Below are 20,865 nucleotides of genomic sequence, written 5' to 3'. Positions count from 1 at the left end.
CAAGACCGATTAGTGTCCGCCTGACAATTCGCCAGTCGTTCCTCGGGCCGCCAAGACGATCAGCCTGTCGCTTCGAACGAAAATGCAACAAGGTTTCCAGCCTCGCTACGAGGCACACGAGAGTAATTCATGGATTTTGATTTCGAGTACGTGACGCATCATATTCACGGCCGGGACGTGACGTTTGCGCTGCGCAGGGGGATTAGCGACCGATACCTGGACGGGATCCGGTCCGGCAAACTCCAGGTTGATACATTGCTGTACTTCAACTTTCGCGCCGACGAACTTGGCCGCCCGATGACCGTCGTCGATGTCGGCGCCAATATCGGTGCACTCTCGCTCCCGCTCGCGGTATACGGTCACCGGGTGATGGGTATCGAAGCGGACCCGAATAATTATGCCTGCCTGCTGGCCGCGAAGAAGGCCAATCCGCGCACCGACTTTCTCCCCCTCAACCTGGCTGCCACGGACCGCTTTCGGACGGTGTTTCTTGAAAGTGACAGCGCCTGAACGCAAGTGACGGATTCGCCGGCTTCCGGCCGGTCGGCAATCGGCATGCCGCTCGTCGATATCATCGAGACATTCGGGTTTGCAGATGCCGACCTGATCAAGATGGACATTGAAGGATCCGAGCTCGCCGCCCTGACGGCCATAGAGCCTCTCATCGTAGACAATCCGGAGGTCGAGTTTGTCTATGAGAGCAATTTTGAGGCCTGCGACTTTTATGGCCATGCGCGCCAGGACCTGGCGCGCCGGTTCGAGGACCTCGGCTATTCACTCTATTGCTTCCGTCCGCAGGGCGACCTGATGCGATATGCCAGTTCCCTGCCGCAGGGGCTCGCCATCGTCGATATGCTGGCCACGAAACGCGACATGTCAGGCGTCGGATACGCGTCTGTCGTGGACTATGACTACGATTGGGCGGAGCGGGAAATCCGGAGAGCCTTGAACCGGCCCATGGAGGTCCAGCAAAAGCATGCGCTGAGCGACCTCAAATATTGCCGGCCGGAATTCCTCGACAGCGGCGTGTGGAAACGGGCCTATCAGGCCTACCTCGACAAGAATCCGGCATCCGCGTCAGGGTCCTGAACAGGCAAACAGTGCCGTCAGGGAACAGGATGGCGGCCCACCCCTCAATGGCAAGCCGCGCCGGACACTGCCCGCAACATCCGACACAGCAATAAGTCCTGCCCCAAAACGTAGAACGCCCCGATGCCAGGGCAACGGGACGTTCTCAAATCTTGCCTGATCCGTCAGGATCAATGCACCGGCCACGCGTCGACCGGTAATCCTGCCTACATATTGCACTTCGTCGTCAGGAAGCGATCGATCTGGTTCAGGATGTCGCCCTTCTGCTCAGGCAGCCATTTGTTCCCCTGGTGACCCATCTGCTTGTAGACGATGAATTCGCTGTCCGGCTGGCGGTCCTTGATCGCGTTGTAGAAGTCCCGGCTGTGGAAGATCGGCACACGCACATCATAATCGCCATGGTAGATCAGGATCGGAATGTTGATCTTGTCGGTGTTCTGCTGGGGATCCATGCCTTTGACCGTGTCGCCCTGAACGATCCGCTGGATGCGATTGTCGCCCCATTCGTTCGACAATTTGGCAAGGTTACCGACACCGGCACCGGCGATCGCACACTGGTAAGGGCTGTTCGGGCGAACCGACGCGGCAATCGCCGCAAACCCGCCATAGGAATAGCCGTGAATGGCGATCTTGTCGGCATCGACATAGCCCCGCGAAACGAGCCAGGCAGCGCCGTCATCCTTATCGTCCTGCATCTTCTGGCCCCACTCGCCGTCACCGGCCAGCCAGAGTTCACGTCCCCAACCGGAGCTGCCACGATACTGGGGCTGCATGATGATATAGCCGCGGCTGGCGAAAAACTGTGTCCATCCCGACGAATCGAACCCGGCATAATCACGCGCCCAGGGGCCACCGTGCGGCAACATGATCGCGCCCTTCGCCTTGTCGCCTTCCTTGAAGCCGGCCGGATAGGTGATCAGGGCCGGAATCTTCATGCCATCGCGGGCGGTGTAATAGACGAAGTCACCCTTGCCGAGCGAATCCTCGTCGATCCACGGACGCTGTGAACCGATGACGGCCACTTTCGACTTGTCGACCAGCAGGTAATAGGCGGGTGGGGAATTGGTGGCCGAGACCTGGAACAGGACGCGGTTCCGGTCTGCCGTGTAATCGGTCAGCGAGACATGCTTGCCCGGGAAGGCCGCGTCGAGCCCCTCCTGAATGCCCTTCATTTCGGGATCAAGCCAGTAGGCGGTGCTTGTCGGGCCATCATAGGTGAAACCGATCAGGTCACCGAAATCTTCTGCGCGCCGCGAGAAGATCAGGTTCGAAATGTCGAATTCGGGATGGGCGAGCACAGCCGTATCGCTGAACGTGTTCGCTTCCGCATCGTAGAGGTAGACGGATGTCTTGTCCGAGAACCTGTCGGTAATGACGAAATACTTGCCGGTTCCATTCTGGCGACCGACGACATTCATTGTGTAACGATTGGCGATCTCGCCTGTCAGGGTGTCCTCACGATTGAACTTGCCGTTGGCATCGGGAAGGCTGATGTACTGGCGCCAGGCGCCGTTCTCGTATTCCAGTTCTGTGCGGGCAACGGGCATGCCGTCCCTGTCGGAAATCTGGATCGCCTGCGTATCGCTCGCCTTGTAGAGGAATTTTTCACGGCCATTGGACAGGTCGTGCGAGAAAAAGCTGGTGCCGTTCTTGGTCGAGGCGCGCGATATGACGATCTTGGTCGGATCCAGCGGCAGGAGTGACGCGATGTTGGTCTCGCCGACAAGCTCGAAGCAGCGCAACGTATCCTTGTTGGCACCGATCTCGGCCCGGCCATCGGGCAGGTCGTCGATCTTTGTGATCTTCTCGTTGCCCATATAGGCTTTCTCGAGGTATTTCTTGGTCGCGCCTGTGTCGCGGCCTTCGCCGCAACCATATAGCGCGCCGATATAGGGCTGGACCGTGAACCAGAGGGACTTCTTGTCCTTCAGGGCCGCCGCCGCATAGAACATGGTTTTTCCGCTATTGGGTGTAATCGCCGTGGGCACGAGCGGCTTGGTCGTGTCGATCTTGCCGGAAAGGTCCCAATAGGCGGCGGCCGTTGCCTCGCCGTCCCGCGAAGGATCGGCGATAACACCGACCAGCATGTCGCCCTCAAGCGACATGGATAGGCTTGAAACATTGGGATATCTGGAAAAATCTTCACTTGAAAGAGGCTCGGCGTGCGCAACCAGGGCGCTGGCAATAAGCGCGGCGGAACCCGCCGCGACGAAGCGTTTCAACATCGTTAACTCCTCCAGAGTGAAGCGTCTGGAGTATTTTCCGGGCGGGAGGACGTCAAGGGGCGGTTTGCATGGGTGTGCCGAGACATACCGCAAGAGCGCGCTGTCGCAGCCTCAATGTCAGGGGCAAAATGTTGCCCGAAAAGCACACCATGGGGGTGGAAACGCCCGCCCTATTAATATTCTGTCATAAATGCTTGTCAGGAGCGGCTTCAGCGGCTCAGTTTATTTTAAGACCCGGGAGATTCCATCGGGGTCGTGGGCGTACGCGCCAACGAATTTTTTTTGAGGTCACTAGTTAGGGGTATTTTCTATGAGTAGACGACCATTTCGTCTTTCTGTTTTCAGCAGCGTCGCGATCAGCGCGCTGGTTCTGTCGGGCGCAGTCAACGCGCAAGAATCCGAACCAGCCAGCACTGAAGACGACACCGTCATTTCCGTAATCGAAGAAGCTCCGGCTGAAGCCGAGTCTCGTCAGGACAAGATCGTCGTTACAGGCTCGCTGCTCGCACGCGACAATTTCGCGTCGTCCTCACCGATCCAGGTGATCACGGCCGAAGTCGCAACGCTCGAAGGTCTCGTTGACACGGCCGCGCTGCTTCAGGGCTCGTCGCTCGCTTCGGGCTCCACGCAGCTGAACAACACGTTCCAGAACTTCGTCACGAACGGCGGCATCGGCGCACAAACCATTGACCTTCGCGGTTGTGGTGACACCCGTACGCTGGTCCTGGTTGACGGCAAGCGCCCCGGTCCGGCCGGTACGCGCGGTTCGATCGCAGCACTCGACCTGAACGTTCTTCCGCAGTCGATCATCTCGCGGATTGAAATCCTTAAGGACGGCGCATCGACCATCTACGGTTCGGACGCTGTCTGTGGTGTTGTCAACATCATCACCCGCGACACGGTCGACAGCCTCGAGTTGAATTTCCAGACGACCCGCCCATTCGATAGTGGCGGCGAGCAGTACTCGATCAGTGGCGCCTATGGTTTCCAACTCGGCGATTCTGCCAACTTCACGCTCTCGGCTGAATACCGTCTGTCCGAAGAGCTGGATGCGAGCGAACGTGATTACCTCGATTGTACACGCGACTACGTAGCCAACCCGAACGGTGGTGGCTTGATCGATCGTCAGAACTTCTCGGCACAGGGCGTTCGCCCAACGACCAATTGTAGCAACCTTTACCACAACACGGTCATTGACTCGTTCACCGGCGAGCGTCTCGTCCCGTCGCCAGATGGTCTCGTGGGTGCGACTGGTGCTGGCATCTTCATCCCAGGCTACCGGCCGCGCGTCGGCACGGGTTACACCCCCGCGGGCGTTGCCTACTTTGAAGACATCCTCGACGGTCAGTTCCTCGACAATCAGGACTTCGTCCCGCGCAACGAGAACATCTCGCTGTTCGGCACCGCTGATGTCGATCTGGGCGGCATCGCCTGGGACACAGAGCTGCTCTACAGCAGCCGTAAAACCAATGTCGAAGGCTGGCGCCAGTTCTTCCCGGTTGTTGGTTCCGCAACCAACGCAGCCGGCAACAACCCTGCATACGGGTACATCAACGACCCTGCCTACTCGAACTCGGTCAATGGGCTTGTGCAAATTGTTGCACCATTCCCAACAAGCAACGACATCGAACTTGACTACTACTATGCAAGCTCGTCGCTTTCCGGCGGCTTCGCACCCGGCGTTCTCGATGGCTGGTCGTGGAAAGTTGACGGCAGCTATTCGCGGGGTGAAGGCAGCTATGGCGGCAGCGCTATTCTGCTCTCCAAATCGGGCGACTGGAACTATGATGGCGTTGCAGACGTCGACGGTGACGGCTTTGCTGACGCCATCTCGCCGCCAAGCATCGACTTCCTGAATCCGGATATTCTCTCCGGCGCAAGTGCAAGTGATCTCGTGGCAGCCGTTGGCGGATACCAGACTGGTAACACCATCTACGAACAAACAACTTTCACAGGCGTTCTTGCTGGTGAAGTGTTCGAATTGCCTGCTGGCCCTGTCGGCCTCGGCTTCGGTGCGGAATATCGCGAGTTCTCGATTGACGACCAGCCGGGCGTCCTGACCCAAGGTGGCGACATCTGGGGTTCTTCGACAGCTGGCCCGACGAAAGGCACAAACAGCGTTTCGGAAGTCTTTGCAGAAGTGAACGTTCCGCTGTTCAAAGGTGCTCCACTGGCTGAAGATGTTGAATTCTCGGGCTCTGTCCGTGCATTCGACTATGACATCGGTGGTTCGGGTTCGATCTACAAAGTTGGCCTCAACTGGCAGATCACCCCCGTCCTGCGCGCACGTTCGAGCTACGGCACATCTTACCGTGCACCAGCCCTGTTCGAACTCTTCCTGGAAGACCAGACTGGCTTCCAAAGCCAGACAGTCATCGACCCATGTATCAACTGGGCTGACACCACCAACCCAAGCATCCGCGCAAACTGCGCGGCTGCGGGTATCCCGGACAACTACACAGGCACCGGCTCTTCGGCGCTCGTGATCACGTCCGGCGGTGGCGAACTGCTTGAGCCAGAAACCGGTGACACATTCACCGCTGGTATCATCTGGACGCCAACCTTTGCTGACCTGAACATCGCTGTCGACTACTACGAGATCGAAATTCAGGACCAGATCACCAGCCTCTCAGCTGCCCAGATCGTCGGCGGTTGCTACGGAACCACCACGTTCCCGAACGACTTCTGTGCCCTGTTCGAGCGTGCCCCAGGCACGGCAACGATTGGTGCTTACAACGTTGACAACATTCAGGCGCCTACCCTGAACGTTGATTCCCAGTCGCAGAACGGCATCGACCTCGAAGTTCGTTACACGAACGAGTTCAACTTCGGCACGCTGATCATCGACGGCTCCGTCAACTGGGCCTTCGAACGTTACATCAACGTGTTCGGTTCCGACTTCGTATCCGGCATCTCGGACAACGACTTCAACGGCACAATCGGTTATCCGAGCGTTGTCGGTGATGCGTCGATCCGTCTTGACCGTGGTGATTGGACGTACACCTGGTTCACCGACTTCATCGGTCGCCAGGACGACAACCGCTACTACAGCGCTGACTACAACGATCCACAGGCATACTTCGCTCTGACGGGCCAGTATAAGGTCTTCACCGAAGCCCAGTGGACTCATGGTATGTCCGTTCGCTGGACGGGTGACACGTGGACGCTTACGGGCGGTATCCGTAACATCTTCGACGAGCACCCACCGCAAGTGTCTGACCTCGTTCAGCTCAGCGCTGGTAACACGCCGGCCGCCGCAACAGGCTACGACATCTATGGTCGCCGTGCGTTCGTGAACATCAGCAAGAAGTTCTAGTCTTAAGAACTCCCAAAATCAGAGACCGGCGGAACAGTGTTCCGCCGGTCTTTTTTTGTCCGGAATGTCGGGGATTGCCTGCATCCGCAGGCAGCATGCTGTCAGGCCAGCGTCTTGCGCATCGCGTCCTGCCAGCCCTTGAGCAAGGCCGCGCGGTCCTTGGTCGTCATCCTGGGCGTGAAGCGCACGCCCTGAACCTGGCGCTCGGTCCAGTCTTTCGCGTCCAGCCAGCCGAGCTGCATCGCGGCGAGCGCGGCTGCGCCAAGCGCCGTCATTTCGCGATAGTCGGGCCGCAGCACGGGCCGGTCGCAGATATCGGCCAGGAACTGCATCAGCCAGTCATTCGCCACCATGCCGCCATCGACGCGCAATTCGCGGATTTCGGCGCCGTCGGCGGCGAAGGCGTCAAGCAGGTCCCGCGTCTGATAGGCGGCTGACTCCAATCCCGCCCGCACGAGGTGGGCTGCCGTCGTCGCCCGCGTGATGCCGCTGATCGTGCCGCGCGCATCGGCATTCCAGTGCGGCGCGCCCAGCCCGGTAAAGGCCGGCACGATATAGACGCCGCCATTGCCCTTCAGGCCCGATGCGATGCTTTCCGTGTCCTCAGCCGACGCCACGATGCCGAGATCGTCGCGCAGCCATTTCACCACCGTTCCGGCATTGAAGATCGATCCTTCCAGCGCCATCGCGCCGCCGCCGGGCAATTCATAGCCCACCGTGCCGAGCAAGCGATGCTGTGAATTTGGCCGCTCAGCGCCCGTATTCGCTACAAGGAAGGCGCCTGTTCCGTAGGTGATCTTGGCCATGCCGGGCGCAAGGCACCCCTGCCCCACCAGGGCCGACTGCTGGTCGCCCGCCGCCGACAGGATCGGCAGCGCCGCACCGAGCAGGCTCTCGTCACTCATGCCGAAGTCCGCCGCATTCGGCTTGACCTCCGGCAACATGCTGGCAGGCACATTGAACAGCGCCGTCATCGCATCGCTCCAGCCGCCGTGTTCACCGAGGCCGAGGCGATAGAGCAACGTGCGCGAGGCATTCGTCACGTCCGTCGCGTGCACGCGTCCGCCAGTCAGCTTCCAGATCAGGAAGCTCTCGATTGTGCCGAAGGCCAGCTCGCCGGCCTCTGCCCGCGCCCGTGCGCCATCGACCGAATCGAGGATCCAGCCGATTTTCGTGGCCGAGAAATAGGGGTCGAGCAGAAGGCCTGTTTCCTTGTGCACAGCCAGCTCATGGCCGTCGGCTTTCAGTTTCTCGCAGTCCCGCGCCGTGCGCCTGTCCTGCCACACGATGGCGGGGGCGATGGGCTGGCCGGTCGCCCGGTCCCAAACGAGAGTCGTTTCGCGCTGGTTGGTAATGCCGATGCCAGCAATCTCGCTCACGCCGCCAGCCGAAGCGATCGCTTCACGGCAGACTGCCAGCGTGCGCTCCCAGATTTCTTCGCCGTCCTGCTGCACCCATCCGTCTTCCGGATAGGCCAGCGACACGTCCTGCTGTGCGAGCGAAACCTGCGCAAAGACCCGGTCGAACACGATGGCCCGCGTGGACGTGGTCCCCTCGTCGATCACCAACAGCTTGTCCGGCTTGGCCATGCCACTCATCTCCCGCAAAAGGGTGATCTTGGCCCAGCCCGCCGGGCCGCGCAATCATGCCATTCCTATACGGTCAGGCCCGCGGTCTCCATCAGCTCCGCAAAGGCGAGCGTGGTCCGGTCGCCATAGGGCGCCCCGATCACCTGCAGGCCAATTGGCAGGCCTGTCGCGCTCTTCGCCACCGGCACGCATGTGGCCGGCAGGCCGGGGAATGTCGCAAGACCGGCCCAGGCCAGTTGCGCGCCATAAGGCTGCGGCTGGCCGTCAATCATGAGCGTCCGGTTAGCCCAGTTCGGATCGGTCTGGTACGGGAAGGCGGGCGTGCTGAATGCAGGCGCGATGACAATGTCGAAATCTTCGAAAACGGCCCGCCAGGCACGGGTGACGCGCATCTGTTCGTCGAGCAATTCCATCCAGGCATGCGCATCAATCGGCCGCGCGTCGGGCGTGCCGCGCGTGATCACCGTGTTCAGCATCTTCACATAGTTCGCGTGCATCAGGTCGAGGCGCGGCAGTACACTTGTGTCGTCCGACACGGTCGCACCGGATTCCGAGAGGGCGTCTGCCAGGTTCGCCACCGCATCACGCGTATCTGAATCCGCGCCGACACCGGGCAGATTGTCCATCATGAGCACACGGAAATCCGCCAGCGCATGGTGCCGCGCGGGTGGCAGGTCCAGCTTGAATCCGGTTCCTGCGACCGGTCCGGCAATCACGTCCATTGCGGCAACGAGGTCGCCGGCATTGCGCGCCATCGGGCCGACGACAGCCAGCGGGACGTCAATGCCATCCGTACCCGGAAACCCATGCCCTTTGGTTGGCACGATTCCATAGGTCGGCTTGTGGCCGAACACGCCGCACATGTGGGCTGGAATCCGGATCGACCCGCCAATGTCGGATCCAATCTCCAGCGGCACCATGCCGGTTGCCAGCGCCACGGCGGCGCCGCCGGACGAGCCGCCCGGCGAGCGCGTCGGATCATAGGGGTTGAGCGTGCGCCCGTAGACCGGGTTTTCCGTCTGCCAGTCGGCGAGCGCCACGGGCGCGTTCGTCTTGCCGAGTATCACCGCGCCGGCCGTCTTCAGGCGCTGCACGACCACCGCATCTTCGTCTATCGGAAGGTCCTTGAAGGCCTCCATGCCCCATGTCGTCGGCAGGCCGGCGACATCATTCGATTCCTTCACCGTCATCGGCACACCCAGCAACGGTCGCGGGTCGTCGGGCTGACGCGTCTTGTCGATATGCCTCGCGGCGGCCAGCGCACGATCAAAGTCACGCACAACGACGGCATTCACCGGCCCGTCAAAATGTTCGATCCGTGCAATGGCGGCTTCGCAGGCCTCCAGCGCCGTTACGATCCCGGTACGCACAGCTTTGGCTGTGCCACGCGCGCCCGCCGAGCCAAGGTCCACCATTTCCCGTTGCCGCATCACCGTTCTCCCTCTTCAGGTGTAACGGTAGCACGCCAAGAGAAAGGTTCAATGTGGATCGCGTCGCGGACCCCGATCACCGAACCACCAGAGGGTGGCTGCCGTCGCTGCAAAGGTTGCTGTCTCGACGATCTCGCTCCGTGCCGCTGCGCCACTGCCAAGAAAGACCAGCCCCGTGATGACCCATAGCAGGAGTGTCAGGCATGGCCGTGTCAGGCCGCGAACGGCACTGACCCATCGATAACTCTCGCCAATCGACGCCTCCGCAGCGAGCGACGCATTGAGCCCCTGCCAACCGCCAGCCACATCCGCGAGACGCAAGTCGTCCTCGCTGGCTTGGCGCTTCGCCTGCATTTGCAGGTCCATCAGGCGACTCTCATGCTCCCAGCGCGCCCGCTCCTGCGCCTGTTCCTGCCGACGCTCCACCAGACCGGCTGCCCGGCCGATCACCGATCCGATCAGGCCGAATATCCCGCCCCCTGCCGCGCTCGCGGCCAGTCCTGCTATGTCTGCCATGAGGCTGCACTCCGCTTGTAATACCAGCGCGCAGGCGTTGCCCGCCGGTCGAGATGGATGAAGGTCCGGGCGAGACCAATGCCTGTAAAGCCGAGCCGTTCAGCCGCCGCCAGCAGCTTGAACCGATCCTGCCCCGCCAGCGCCAGATCGACCGCAATCGCCCTGTGCATGGAGTGCGGCGCGCCGCCGACCGATGCATTCCACTGATCGCAGCGATGCCCGGAATTCACGATCAGGGGTCGGCCCATCGCCGCGCGCAGCGCCTCGAGCGCGTCGAGGAAACCCTCATCGTGCCAATATTCGCCTGCACAGAAATGCCCGCCGCACTGGCAGGCGAGTTCGCGCGGGCTGAAATGCGGCCTGCGCCAGCCAGCAAGGTCAAAGTCGGGGAAATGGGCGATCAGCATGGGCGCCATTATGCGCCCGGCGACACCCCGGTCGGAAAAGTTCAGCCCGCCTGCGCATGGACAGCGGCAGGCGAGCTGAGAAATTGCGGGAAAGGCGTTGGCCTATCCGGCAGTGACGGCCGCTTTGGGTGCCGAATAGGCCTGCCGCTTGGCCAGCGCATCGCGCGCGCCATTATATTCGCGCTCCAGTTGGTCAACATAATCCGCCGTCGACATGCGGGTCTGGATCGCGCCGATGCCCTGGCCGCAGCCCCATATATCCTTCCACGCCTTGGCTTCCTGATTGCCGCCCGAACCGAAATTCATGGCGGACGGATCGGATTCCGGCAAATTGTTCACATCCATGCCCGCCTTGGCGATCGATGGTGCCAGGTAATTGCCGTGCACGCCGGTGAACAGGTTGGAATAGACGATGTCGCCCGCCTTGGAGTCGACGATCATGTCCTTGTAGCCTTCGACGGCATTGGCTTCGTGGCACGAGATGAACGCCGATCCGATATAGCCGAGATCGGCGCCCATGGCCTGCGCAGCGGCGACGGCATTGCCGGTCGCAATCGAGCCGGACAGGGCCAGCGGCCCGTCGAAGAACTGACGGATTTCCTGGATCAGGGCAAAAGGCGACAGCGTGCCCGCATGGCCGCCCGCGCCGGTGCAGACCGCGATCAGGCCATCGGCGCCCTTCTCCAGCGCCTTGTGCGCGAAGACGACATTGATGATGTCGTGCAGCACGACGCCGCCATAGGAATGGATCGCATCGTTGACGTCCTGCCGCGCGCCGAGCGAGGTGATCACCACCGGCACCTTCCAGCGCACGCAGGCCTCGACATCATGTTCCAGCCGGTTGTTCGTCTTGTGAACGATCTGGTTGACGGCATAGGGCGCGGACTTGCGATCCGGGTTCTTCTCGTCCCACTCGGCCAGTTCTGTCGTGATCTTGTCGAGCCATTCGTCCAGCACCGGGCCGGGACGGGCGTTCAGCGCCGGGAAGCTGCCGACCACACCGGCCTTGCACTGGGCGATCACGAGATCCGGGTTCGAGATGATGAACAGGGGCGAGCCGATGACGGGGACGCGCAGGTTTTGCAGAACGGGTGGCAGGGCCATGGAATTTCCTCACAGGACAATAAGCGTTGCTAACTAACTAGAAGCCCCCGGTGCGGGGACAAGCGGTAACGTTGGGACAGGCGGCGCGCCGCCTATCCCAGTTTGAGGCTGTCGACGCTGACAACCTCGTTGATCAATTGGTCGATGTCTTTTGGCGCGATCTGGCCGCTGAGGATCAACATGGCCAGGCCATGCACCAGTGCCCAGGCGCGCAGCACGCCTGCCTTGCGCTCCGCGTCGCTGGCCTTGGGGCCGGCCAGTTCCGTGATTGATTGGCGCAGCAGCCATCCGGGCGAGTCTTCCGGATTCGCACAGTTCGGGTCCGCCACCGCAGGCAATGAGGAAAAGACCAGCCGGAACAGGGCCGGATTGTTCATCGCAAAGCGCACATAGGCGCGCCCCATCTCGGCAAACCCCTCCTTGCCACCGGCCTTGCCGGCGGCCTTCTGCTCACGCGCCAACTGGGCCATGCCTTCGGCCGCGAGCGCGGACAGCAGGGAATCTTTGTCCGGGAAGTGCCGGTAAATCGCTGTCGCGCTGACCCCGATCTCACGGGCGATCTCGCGCAGGCTCAGCGATTCTGCGCTACCTTCCTCGAGCTTTTTCAAGCCGGTTGTGATCAGGGCGACGCGCAGGTCGCCATGATGATATCCACCCTTGGGCGATCTTATGTTGACAGTGTTATCATTCTCACTCATGTTAGTGCTGTAAACATTATTGTCCCGCGTTTCAACCCCGGAGTTTTCCTATGGCCAGTCCCGTCGAAGCCCTGATCAAGAAGAATGTCACCAAAGGCATCATGAAGGTTGTCGAGTTCAATCGCTCCCGCCCCCGGTTAGGCAACAAGGAAAACACGTTCCTCACCGGCATCCACACGCCGGTCGACGCCGAGATGACACTGGAGGACCTGAAAGTCACCGGCGAAATCCCTGCCGCGCTCGACGGACGCTACCTGCGCATCGGGCCGAACCCCGTCACCAACCCCAACCCGGCCACCTATCACTGGTTCAGTGGCGACGGCATGATCCACGGCGTGCGCCTGAAGCAAGGCAAGGCGCTTTGGTACCGTAACCGCTGGGTCCGCTCCAATGCCGTGTCCGCCGCCCTTGATGAGACACCGGCCCCCGGCCCGCGCCGCGGCACGCAGGACAATGCCAACACGAACGTCATTGGCCATGCAGGCAATACCTGGGCCCTTGTCGAGGCGGGCGCCTTCCCGGTGCGCCTCAATGACGAACTCGACACGCTGGCGCACGACCCGTTCGGCGGCACCCTGAAAGGCTCCTTCTCCGCCCACCCGCATCTCGACCCCGAGACCGGCGAGATGCATGCCATCACCTATTTCGCGATGGACCCGTCGACGATCCACCACACCGTCGTCGATGCCGGCGGCAAGGTGATCCGCGAAGAACCCATCAGTGTCGAGCATGGCCCGTCGATCCACGATTGCGCCGTGACGAAACAATATGTCGTCATCATGGACCTTCCCGTCACCTTCTCGATGAAGACGCTGCTCGCGGGCCAATCCTTCCCCTATCGCTGGAACCCGGCGCACAAGGCCCGCATCGGCCTGATGCCGCGCCACGGTACCAATGACGACGTCATCTGGTGCGATATCGCGCCCTGCTATGTCTTCCATCCCTGCAATGCCTACGAGAACGAGGCGGGCGAAGTGATCATGGATGTCAGCGTCCACGACCGCATGTTCGCCGACAGCAAGCACGGACCTGATTCCGAAAGCGTGACGTTCGAACGCTGGACCATCGACCCTGTCGCCCGGAAGGTCGCCCGGAAGACGCTTGACGCCGCCCCGCAGGAATTCCCGCGTCCCGACGAGCGCTTCACCGGCAAGAAATACCGCTACGCCTTCACCATGGCCCTGCCGGAAGAACACGGGTTCGAAGTCTTCGACCAGACAAAACTGTTCAAGCACGATCTCGATGCCGGTACACGCGAGACCCACGATTTCGGCCCCGGACGCATACCCGGAGAATTCGTCTTCATTCCGCGTAGTGATGATGCGCCGGAGGGCGACGGCTGGCTGATGGGCTATGTCATCGACAGGAACACGGACACGACCGACCTCGCCATCCTCGACGCGACCAACTTCACCGCGCCGCCCGTAGCCCTCGTCCACATACCCCACCGCATCCCGCCCGGCTTCCACGGCAACTGGGCGCCGGCGGAATAGGGCGAGGCGCCCCGTCCCAATCAAAATGGCCTGCCCAAAAGGGCAGGCCATTTTTTTGTTCCTGAAAGCGTGAGCAAGCCTAGCCCGCCTTGTGCCACTCGAACGACTTGAACGCGGCGTCCACCGGAGTCTGCGCCAGATGATTGGTGTAGTTCGAAATAACCTTCTGGGCTGTGCCAAGAATCACTTCCAGAATCTGGCGCTGTGTGAATCCGGCATCGAGAAACGCCTGTACGTCCTCATCACCGACATTGCCACGTGCGCGAACCACATTCAGCGTGAACGTGCGCAGCGCCTCGAGACGGGCGTTTGGCAAAGGGGTTTCGTTGCGCAATGCCTCGGTGATCGCGTCATCGACTTTCATGCTTTTCGCGATCGCTGTATGTGCGGGCACACAATAATGGCATTCATGTTCGACATTGATGGTCTGCCAGACAACGGTCAGTTCATCCTTGTCGAAGCTTGATCCCGTGAACTGCTCACCTAGGTATTTGTAGGCTTTCAGCAGGCCTGGCGCCTCTGCCATTGTCGCGTACAGGCCCGGGATCCTGCCCATCTGCTTTTTCGCATCAGCCAGGATGGTTTTGCTCTCGTCGGGGGCGGTCTCATCGGTGTGAAGGGTGAAAGTGGTCATGTCGGTCTCCGGGAGTTGAGGTGGTTCGTCTGCCCTTGGTGGGACGCCCTGCAACTAAGAACGCCCCGGCAACCACTCAAGGCTAAATTTGAGCAATCACTCAAACGTGACCGCGGGAACACGCGGATTGGGCGAGACAGGCCCGGAGAGACTTCCTATTTATAGGGCATGACACGCGCACGCCCCTATGATCGTGAAGCCGCACTCGATGCCGCGATGACCCTTTTCTGGGCCAAAGGCTATCACGCGACCTCGCTCAAGGATCTGGAAAGCGCCCTGAACATGAAGCCCGGCAGCATCTATGCGGCTTTCTCCAGCAAGGAATCCCTCTTCCGCGCCGCGCTTGAAAAATACTTCACCACCATGAACACCACTATGAGTACCGAGTTGAATGGCGCGGAATCGGCACTCGGCGCGCTCGCCGACTATATCCGCATCATGGGACGGACTGCCGCCGACGATCCCCATCGCTCCGCCTGCATGCTGATCAAAACGCTGCTCGGCGTCACATCGGCTGACGGCATCATCGCCGACGACGCGCGTCAGTATCTCGACCAGATGTTGGCGGCGTTCGAAGCTCAGTTCGAACGGTCGAAAAACCTCGGCGAACTCCCGGCCGACACCGATTGTCACCGCCTAGCTCGGCGCTACCAGGCCAGCATCTCTGCGCTGAAGATCGAGATGCATCGCGGCACGAAGCCAAACGAGCTCGCCGCCCTCGCTGATGACATGGCGAGCGAATTTGAAGCCCTGCGCGTCAAGCCGAACTGAACGGCGATCAGCAATCCTGCTCGCCGCTGAACGTCACCCGGCCAGGCCGGGAAGCATCACCTTTGCGCCCTGAAAAACCATCTCGATCGAGATGGCGGCCAGGAGCATGCCCATAAGGCGGGTCACGACAACCCGCATTTTCATCGACAGCAGCTTTCCGATCGACGAGGCGAAGTACAGTACACCGAGCAGTACGACCAGGACGGCGGCAAGAACGGCTGCGAATGCGATATAACGAGACGGATCAGTCGCTTGGGCCGCATAGATGATCAATGTCACAAGGGTTCCGGGACCGACAATCATGGGGAACGTCATGGGATAGAATGCAATTTCGTCCTGTGCCTCATCATCGTCTTTTTCATGATCGCCGCGTTCATGAGACGTAATCGCTCGTCCATGCAGCATCGAGAACGCAATCCCAAGCAGGACAAGGCCCCCAGCGACCCGAAAGGCGTCAACCGTAACGCCGAAGAAGGCGATGATACTGGCACCGGCCAACGAGATCGCGATGCACATAATGGCGGAATAGATAGCGACCCTGATCGCCATGGCGCGCTGCTGCACCACGGTTTTGTCATTCGTCAGCGCGAGAAAAATCGGCAGGTTGAGGAACGGATTCATGATGGCGAACAACGCCCCGAGAAACTTGGTCGCAAATTCCCAGTCCATCCGGCACGTCCCTACAGTTACAGAATGCGATCAGCCCTCAGGCAAGCAGTTTTTGTTGCCTGAGGGCCTCTGGCCTCACACCTGAAAACACAAACATTATCCGCATGACTTGGCAACGCGACGGCATTGCTTCGGCGGGCTCACACCCGCAAAATGATGAGATCGTGGTCGCGCCGACCGACCACGCCACCACCGAGGATTAACTTTTTGTGATGAATTGATCGGTTCAGAAAAACCTAACCTTACTGCCCTTAATATACGCCCACCGCTTGAACGGCCTGAACCACAAGCCGTGCGCATTGGGGAAATAATAGCAGATGCTAACCGAGGTATATTTCCAGCTGATGAACCCACTTGTGTTCGGGCTGTTTGCTGTCGGTTTTCTCTGTATCTACCAGATGCGCCCCACCACCAGTTCGCTTGTCATCTCGCTATCCTATGTGTTTGGCGCGCTCTCTTTCATTGCAGATCTGATATTCCAGAACAGTACGCTTCTGATTACGCGGGTTCCCATTGCCGGCCTGTATGCCATCACGATTGCCTTGCTCGTCGGTGGACTGTCCCTTCACTACCGGGGCCGGGCGCCATGGAAGCTACTGGGTGGTGTCATTGTCCTCCACCTGGTCGTCTACGCTTACCTGATGGTGATCGAGGCCCACTGGATACGGTCCTTCAGCGCCAATTTTGGCTGCGGTATCCTGGCCGCGATTGGCCTGGTCGCGTTTCGCCGAAAACTGGATCGTACTTTGGACCGGGTATTGCTGGCGGTTTATGCGGTATCCTGCCTTCAGTGCTTTCTGCGGCCTATCGCCATCGCGCTATTTGCTGCGGGCCCTCTGACTGCCGCAAATCACAACGAGACGACCTTCATCTTCACGATGCACTTTGTCGTCGGGGCCTGCGCGGTGACAATGGGAATGACCCTGCTTGTTGTCTTTAGCCAGGCAATTTTCAACGATCTTCGCGACAGCTCGGTAACGGACGTTCTGACCGGCATCAACAATCGCCGCGGATTTGATGACGCAGGCACAGTCCTCCTGCAAAACAATTCCATGGAACCCGTCAGCCTCATTCTGGCCGATCTCGACCACTTCAAATCCGTGAACGATAATCATGGCCACGCTTTCGGAGACCGCGTGATCGCGTCCTTCGGGGCCTTGATTGGCGACTATGCGAAATTCGGGCGCGTCGCAGGACGACAAGGCGGCGAAGAATTTGCGCTCCTGTTGCCGGGCGTCTCACTGGCCATGGCGGCGGAACTGGCCGAGTCGATACGCCGCCGGTTTGCATCGACCAGCATACAGGATGGCGAAACCCGCATTGGAATCACAGCCAGCTTCGGTGTTGCCGAACAGCGCAGCGGTGAATCGCTGTCGCGCCTCATGTCGCGCGCCGACCAGGCGCTCTATGTGTCGAAAGACGCAGGCCGCAATCGCGTGACATGTGATCTCGAGATCGACCCCGCGGCCAGAAGCGCCGGGCGCAAGAAAAGCGCGCCCGACACGGCGGCGGCCCGATCCCCAGCCGCCAAATATGGTTGATACCGGCGCAAGAGAACGGGAATTTCCGCTTACCGTTCGAGGTCCGGATCCAGCTCAAGGTCATCGTCCAGCTGCACGCCAAACGAGTTCAGCATCATCGACACCTGCGTGTACTGGCCAACGGTCATCACGAGGTCCATGCGCTGTTTCTCGGTCAGGCCGTCCAGTTCTCCCCATGTCCGGTCGGTGATGAAGGCATCGGTCGTCAGCTCGTCGACGGCGCGGATCATCGCGCTTTCCAGCGGCGACCAGCTTGGGGCCAGCGGGCCCTCCTTGATGTGCTGGATCTCCAGGTCGGTCAGGCCGCATTCCTTGCCGATGCGCACATGCTGAGCCCATTCATAGCCCGATTTCCAGTTATAACCCGTGCGCAGGATGACGATCTCGCGCTCGCGCGGGGCAAGGCTGTTATAATCCGACAGGATATAGCCACCCCAGCGCATGAAAGACTTGAACGCCTTGGGCGCCCGGCCCAGCGTGCGGAAAATATTGTAGACGGGCCGGCCCTGGAACGTTTTCTCCAGCGTCTCCTTCTGTTCGGCGTCCATCTCTGCATCGGTCAGCGGTGCGATCCGCGCTTTGTCCAGTCTCATCTGTAGGTGCCTTCCTGCTTGGCGGCGCATCTGCACCTGCCCATTCTATCCCTGTGGCTGCAGTAAATACGCTTCCAGACGGGTCCACAAGCGCGCGTCCGGGCATCAGGCCGCACCCCTGCCGTTGCGCTAGCCCTTGACCTTACGTTGGCGTCAACTCCATTACCTAGGCACACCAGTGAATACAGGCACCGTACACCATGGCAGACGACATCCTCCCCCTCAGCAACGCGTTCGCGGACGCGACCGAAGCCGAATGGCTGGCCGCCGTCGACAAGGCCCTCAAGGGCAAGGGCATCGACTCGATCACGCGCCACACGGCTGACGGTCTGGACGTGCGCCCGCTGTATCGCGAAAGCGACTTCCCCTCGGCGACCGAACCGCTCGGCACGCCCGGCGTCGCGCCCTACCTGCGCGGGCCTACCGCCGCGCCGGACGCCTACCTGCCCTGGGATATCCGTCAGGCCTTCACCCATCCGGACCCGGCCACCACCAATGCCGAAATCCTGCGCGACCTCGAACGCGGCGTCTCGTCGGTTGAACTGACGCTCGACCCGACAGGCGAGACCGGCGTGCAGGTCACAGACCTCGCCACGCTCACCACTGTCCTCAAAGGCGTGAACGCCACCATCGCTCCGGTCGCACTCGATCATACGCGCGATGCCGGCTTCGACGCTGCCGAGCTGCTGATCGAATGGGCGCAGGCGCAGGACGACGCATCCGCCCTGAAGCTCGATGTCAATCTCGACCCGCTCGGCGCGCTCGCCCGCACCGGCGGCCTCGATACCAGCCTCGAAGAGACCTTTGAGCGCCTCGCCCACACCCTTGCCACCCTCACGACACACCTGCCCGGCACCGGCCATCTCCGCATCGACGCCCGCATGGTGCACGAGGCCGGTGGCTCGGACGCGCAGGAACTCGGCGCCCTGATCGCCAGTGCCGTCGACACATTGCGCCGCCTCGGCCCGGACGCAGATCTCGCCGCCCTTGCTCCGCACATCACCTTCTCCCTCGCCCTCGATGCCAATTACGGCCTCGGCGTCGCCAAGCTCCGCGCCGCCCGCCGTCTCTGGGCCCGCTGCCTTGAATTGCTGGAGGTCGCTCCGGTGCCGATGCGTATCCAGGCGACGACCTCGGCCCGCATGCTGACCCGCTATGATGCCTGGACCAACATGCTCCGCTGCACCACGGCGGCCTTCGCCGGCGCCATTGGCGGCGCTGACATCGTCACCGTCCGCCCGTTCAATTCGGCGCTCGGCATCCCGGAAGAACTCGGCCGCCGTATCGCCCGCAACACCCAGATCATCGCCATGGAAGAAAGCCATCTCGGCCGCGTCGCTGACCCCGCTGGCGGTGCCTGGTTCACCGAGAGCTTCGCCGAAGACCTCGCCAACACCGCATGGACCGAATTCCAGCAGATCGAAAAGGAAGGCGGCTTCGCCAGCTCCCTCCTCGCCGGTGCGCTCCAGTCGCGCGTCGCCACGGTCCGCGATGCCCGCGCCAAGGACATCGCCAAACGCAAGGTGCCGATCACGGGCGTCAGTGAATTCCCGCTGCTTGAAGAGATCGCTGCGCCCGTCGCCGACACCGTGAAGCCGAAACCGGCCCCCGCCGCGCCGGGCATGGCCGAGACCTGCACACCGCTCCTTCCCATCCACCTGGCCGCACCCTTCGAGGCGCTGCGCGACACAGCCGCTGCCGCGAAGAAAGAGCCCGCCATCTTCCTCGCGACACTCGGCCCTGTCGCCGAACATTCAGGCCGCGCAGATTTCGCCCGCAACCTCTTCGCCGCTGGCGGACTCGCTGCGAAAGAACCGCCCGTCGTGCCGAAATCCGCCGCGGAACTCGCGGCCGGCTACAAGGCGTCCGGTTGCCATATTGCCGTCATTTGCGGCAGCGACACACGCTATCCAGATGAGGCCGAAGCCGCTGCTGCCGCGCTGAAAGCCGCCGGTGCGCGCCACATCTGGCTCGCGGGCAAGTTCGAAGCGCCAGGCATCGACTCAAACATCTTCATGGGCTGCGATGTGCTCCACACATTGACGCTCGCCCAAGCAGAACTGGGGCTTTCCCAATGACCACTTTCCCTGACTTCACTAAAACCGAACTCGGCGCCCCGCACGCCAAGACCGCAGCTCCCAAGCTGGGCGAGCCATGGCACACACCCGAAGGCATCGCCGTCAAAACGGCATTCACGGCCGAAGACACCAAGGGTCTCGACTATCTCGATGACTATCCGGGCCTCCCCCCGTTCGGCCGTGGCCCCTACCCGACCATGTACACAAACCAGCCCTGGACCGTGCGCCAGTATGCCGGCTTCTCCACCGCTGAAGATTCCAACGCCTTCTACCGCCGAAACTTGGCCGCTGGCCAGAAAGGCCTCTCGGTTGCCTTCGACCTCGCCACCCACCGCGGCTATGATTCCGATCACGTCCGCGTCTCCGGCGATGTCGGCATGGCGGGTGTCGCCATCGATTCCATCTACGACATGCGCACCCTCTTTTCGGGCATCCCGCTCGACAAGATGTCCGTGTCGATGACCATGAACGGCGCCGTCCTGCCGATCCTCGCGCTCTATATCGCGGCTGCCGAGGAACAGGGTGTCACGCCGGACAAGCTGGCCGGCACGATCCAGAACGACATCCTCAAGGAGTTTATGGTTCGCAACACCTATATCTATCCGCCCAAGCCCAGCATGCGGATCATTTCGGACATCTTCGCCTACACGTCGCAGAACATGCCGAAATACAATTCCATCTCCATCTCCGGCTACCACATGCAGGAAGCCGG

General features: G+C 61.1%; 18 protein-coding genes. 8 read left to right on the top strand and 10 right to left on the bottom strand.

What is annotated here, in order from left to right:
* The first annotated feature begins 129 nt into the window (after window positions 1–129).
* Both AADA04_RS07045 and AADA04_RS07040 read left to right on the top strand, forming a co-directional pair.
* Window positions 130–510, top strand: coding sequence for a hypothetical protein (locus AADA04_RS07045; protein WP_340692545.1), 381 nt, complete (start codon window positions 130–132; stop codon window positions 508–510).
* Window positions 511–555: 45 nt separating this feature from the next.
* Window positions 556–1,089 carry an FkbM family methyltransferase gene (locus AADA04_RS07040; protein WP_340692544.1) on the top strand — a complete coding sequence of 178 codons (534 nt, stop codon included), beginning with the start codon at window positions 556–558 and terminating at the stop codon, window positions 1,087–1,089.
* A gap of 206 nt (window positions 1,090–1,295) precedes the next feature.
* On the opposite strand, the gene AADA04_RS07035 is transcribed toward AADA04_RS07040, so the two are convergent.
* Complete coding sequence (locus AADA04_RS07035) at window positions 1,296–3,314, bottom strand: prolyl oligopeptidase family serine peptidase (protein ID WP_340692543.1); 2,019 nt, start codon at window positions 3,312–3,314, stop codon at window positions 1,296–1,298.
* A gap of 310 nt (window positions 3,315–3,624) precedes the next feature.
* On the opposite strand from AADA04_RS07035, the gene AADA04_RS07030 reads away from it, so the two are divergent.
* Complete coding sequence (locus AADA04_RS07030) at window positions 3,625–6,630, top strand: TonB-dependent receptor (protein WP_340692542.1); 3,006 nt, start codon at window positions 3,625–3,627, stop codon at window positions 6,628–6,630.
* 101 nt (window positions 6,631–6,731) lie between these two features.
* Here the strand turns inward: AADA04_RS07030 and glpK are convergent, their stop codons facing one another.
* From glpK to AADA04_RS07000, 6 genes are all read right to left on the bottom strand, one after another.
* A complete protein-coding gene (gene glpK / locus AADA04_RS07025) occupies window positions 6,732–8,273 on the bottom strand; it encodes a glycerol kinase GlpK (protein ID WP_340692541.1) in 1,542 nt (513 codons plus the stop codon).
* 11 nt (window positions 8,274–8,284) lie between these two features.
* Window positions 8,285–9,649, bottom strand: coding sequence for an amidase family protein (locus AADA04_RS07020; RefSeq protein ID WP_340692540.1), 1,365 nt, complete (start codon window positions 9,647–9,649; stop codon window positions 8,285–8,287).
* 48 nt (window positions 9,650–9,697) lie between these two features.
* Window positions 9,698–10,165 (bottom strand): hypothetical protein, encoded by a 468-nt coding sequence (locus tag AADA04_RS07015; protein WP_340692539.1) that lies wholly within the window; start codon window positions 10,163–10,165, stop codon window positions 9,698–9,700.
* Entirely contained in the window at window positions 10,153–10,572 is a 420-nt protein-coding gene (locus tag AADA04_RS07010; RefSeq protein ID WP_340692538.1) for a D-Ala-D-Ala carboxypeptidase family metallohydrolase, read from the bottom strand. The genes AADA04_RS07015 and AADA04_RS07010 overlap by 13 nt, the downstream gene beginning before the upstream one ends.
* A 102-nt stretch (window positions 10,573–10,674) precedes the next feature.
* The gene (locus AADA04_RS07005) at window positions 10,675–11,676 is read right to left on the bottom strand and encodes a nitronate monooxygenase family protein (protein WP_340692537.1); all 1,002 of its coding nucleotides are present in this window, start codon (window positions 11,674–11,676) and stop codon (window positions 10,675–10,677) included.
* A 92-nt stretch (window positions 11,677–11,768) separates the two neighbouring features.
* Complete coding sequence (locus AADA04_RS07000; protein ID WP_340692536.1) at window positions 11,769–12,374, bottom strand: TetR/AcrR family transcriptional regulator; 606 nt, start codon at window positions 12,372–12,374, stop codon at window positions 11,769–11,771.
* Between the two features lie 50 nt (window positions 12,375–12,424).
* Here AADA04_RS07000 and AADA04_RS06995 point away from each other — a divergent pair, with 50 nt between their 5' ends.
* Window positions 12,425–13,867 carry a carotenoid oxygenase family protein gene (locus tag AADA04_RS06995; protein WP_340692535.1) on the top strand — a complete coding sequence of 481 codons (1,443 nt, stop codon included), beginning with the start codon at window positions 12,425–12,427 and terminating at the stop codon, window positions 13,865–13,867.
* A 79-nt stretch (window positions 13,868–13,946) separates the two neighbouring features.
* Here AADA04_RS06995 and AADA04_RS06990 read toward each other — a convergent pair whose 3' ends face one another.
* Window positions 13,947–14,501 carry a carboxymuconolactone decarboxylase family protein gene (locus AADA04_RS06990; protein WP_340692534.1) on the bottom strand — a complete coding sequence of 185 codons (555 nt, stop codon included), beginning with the start codon at window positions 14,499–14,501 and terminating at the stop codon, window positions 13,947–13,949.
* Window positions 14,502–14,669: 168 nt separating this feature from the next.
* Here AADA04_RS06990 and AADA04_RS06985 point away from each other — a divergent pair, with 168 nt between their 5' ends.
* Window positions 14,670–15,272 carry a TetR family transcriptional regulator gene (locus AADA04_RS06985; RefSeq protein WP_340692533.1) on the top strand — a complete coding sequence of 201 codons (603 nt, stop codon included), beginning with the start codon at window positions 14,670–14,672 and terminating at the stop codon, window positions 15,270–15,272.
* A gap of 33 nt (window positions 15,273–15,305) precedes the next feature.
* Here AADA04_RS06985 and AADA04_RS06980 read toward each other — a convergent pair whose 3' ends face one another.
* Entirely contained in the window at window positions 15,306–15,941 is a 636-nt protein-coding gene (locus tag AADA04_RS06980; RefSeq protein ID WP_340692532.1) for a MarC family protein, read from the bottom strand.
* Window positions 15,942–16,258: 317 nt separating this feature from the next.
* On the opposite strand from AADA04_RS06980, the gene AADA04_RS06975 reads away from it, so the two are divergent.
* Window positions 16,259–17,482, top strand: a complete 1,224-nt coding sequence (locus AADA04_RS06975) for a GGDEF domain-containing protein (RefSeq protein WP_340692531.1) — start codon at window positions 16,259–16,261, stop codon at window positions 17,480–17,482.
* Window positions 17,483–17,511: 29 nt separating this feature from the next.
* On the opposite strand, the gene AADA04_RS06970 is transcribed toward AADA04_RS06975, so the two are convergent.
* The gene (locus AADA04_RS06970) at window positions 17,512–18,075 is read right to left on the bottom strand and encodes a carboxymuconolactone decarboxylase family protein (protein WP_340692530.1); all 564 of its coding nucleotides are present in this window, start codon (window positions 18,073–18,075) and stop codon (window positions 17,512–17,514) included.
* A gap of 200 nt (window positions 18,076–18,275) precedes the next feature.
* Between AADA04_RS06970 and AADA04_RS06965 the strand changes: the two genes are divergently transcribed.
* Window positions 18,276–20,153, top strand: coding sequence for a methylmalonyl-CoA mutase family protein (locus AADA04_RS06965; RefSeq protein ID WP_340692529.1), 1,878 nt, complete (start codon window positions 18,276–18,278; stop codon window positions 20,151–20,153).
* On the top strand, window positions 20,150–20,865 hold a 716-nt coding region (locus AADA04_RS06960), incomplete at its 3' end, for a methylmalonyl-CoA mutase family protein (RefSeq protein ID WP_340692528.1). The genes AADA04_RS06965 and AADA04_RS06960, both read left to right, overlap by 4 nt.

It is taken from the genome of Hyphomonas sp. (genome assembly GCF_037969335.1).
In the GTDB taxonomy this organism is placed as follows: Bacteria; Pseudomonadota; Alphaproteobacteria; order Caulobacterales; family Hyphomonadaceae; genus Hyphomonas.
This window is presented reverse-complemented; position numbering and strand designations above follow the sequence as displayed.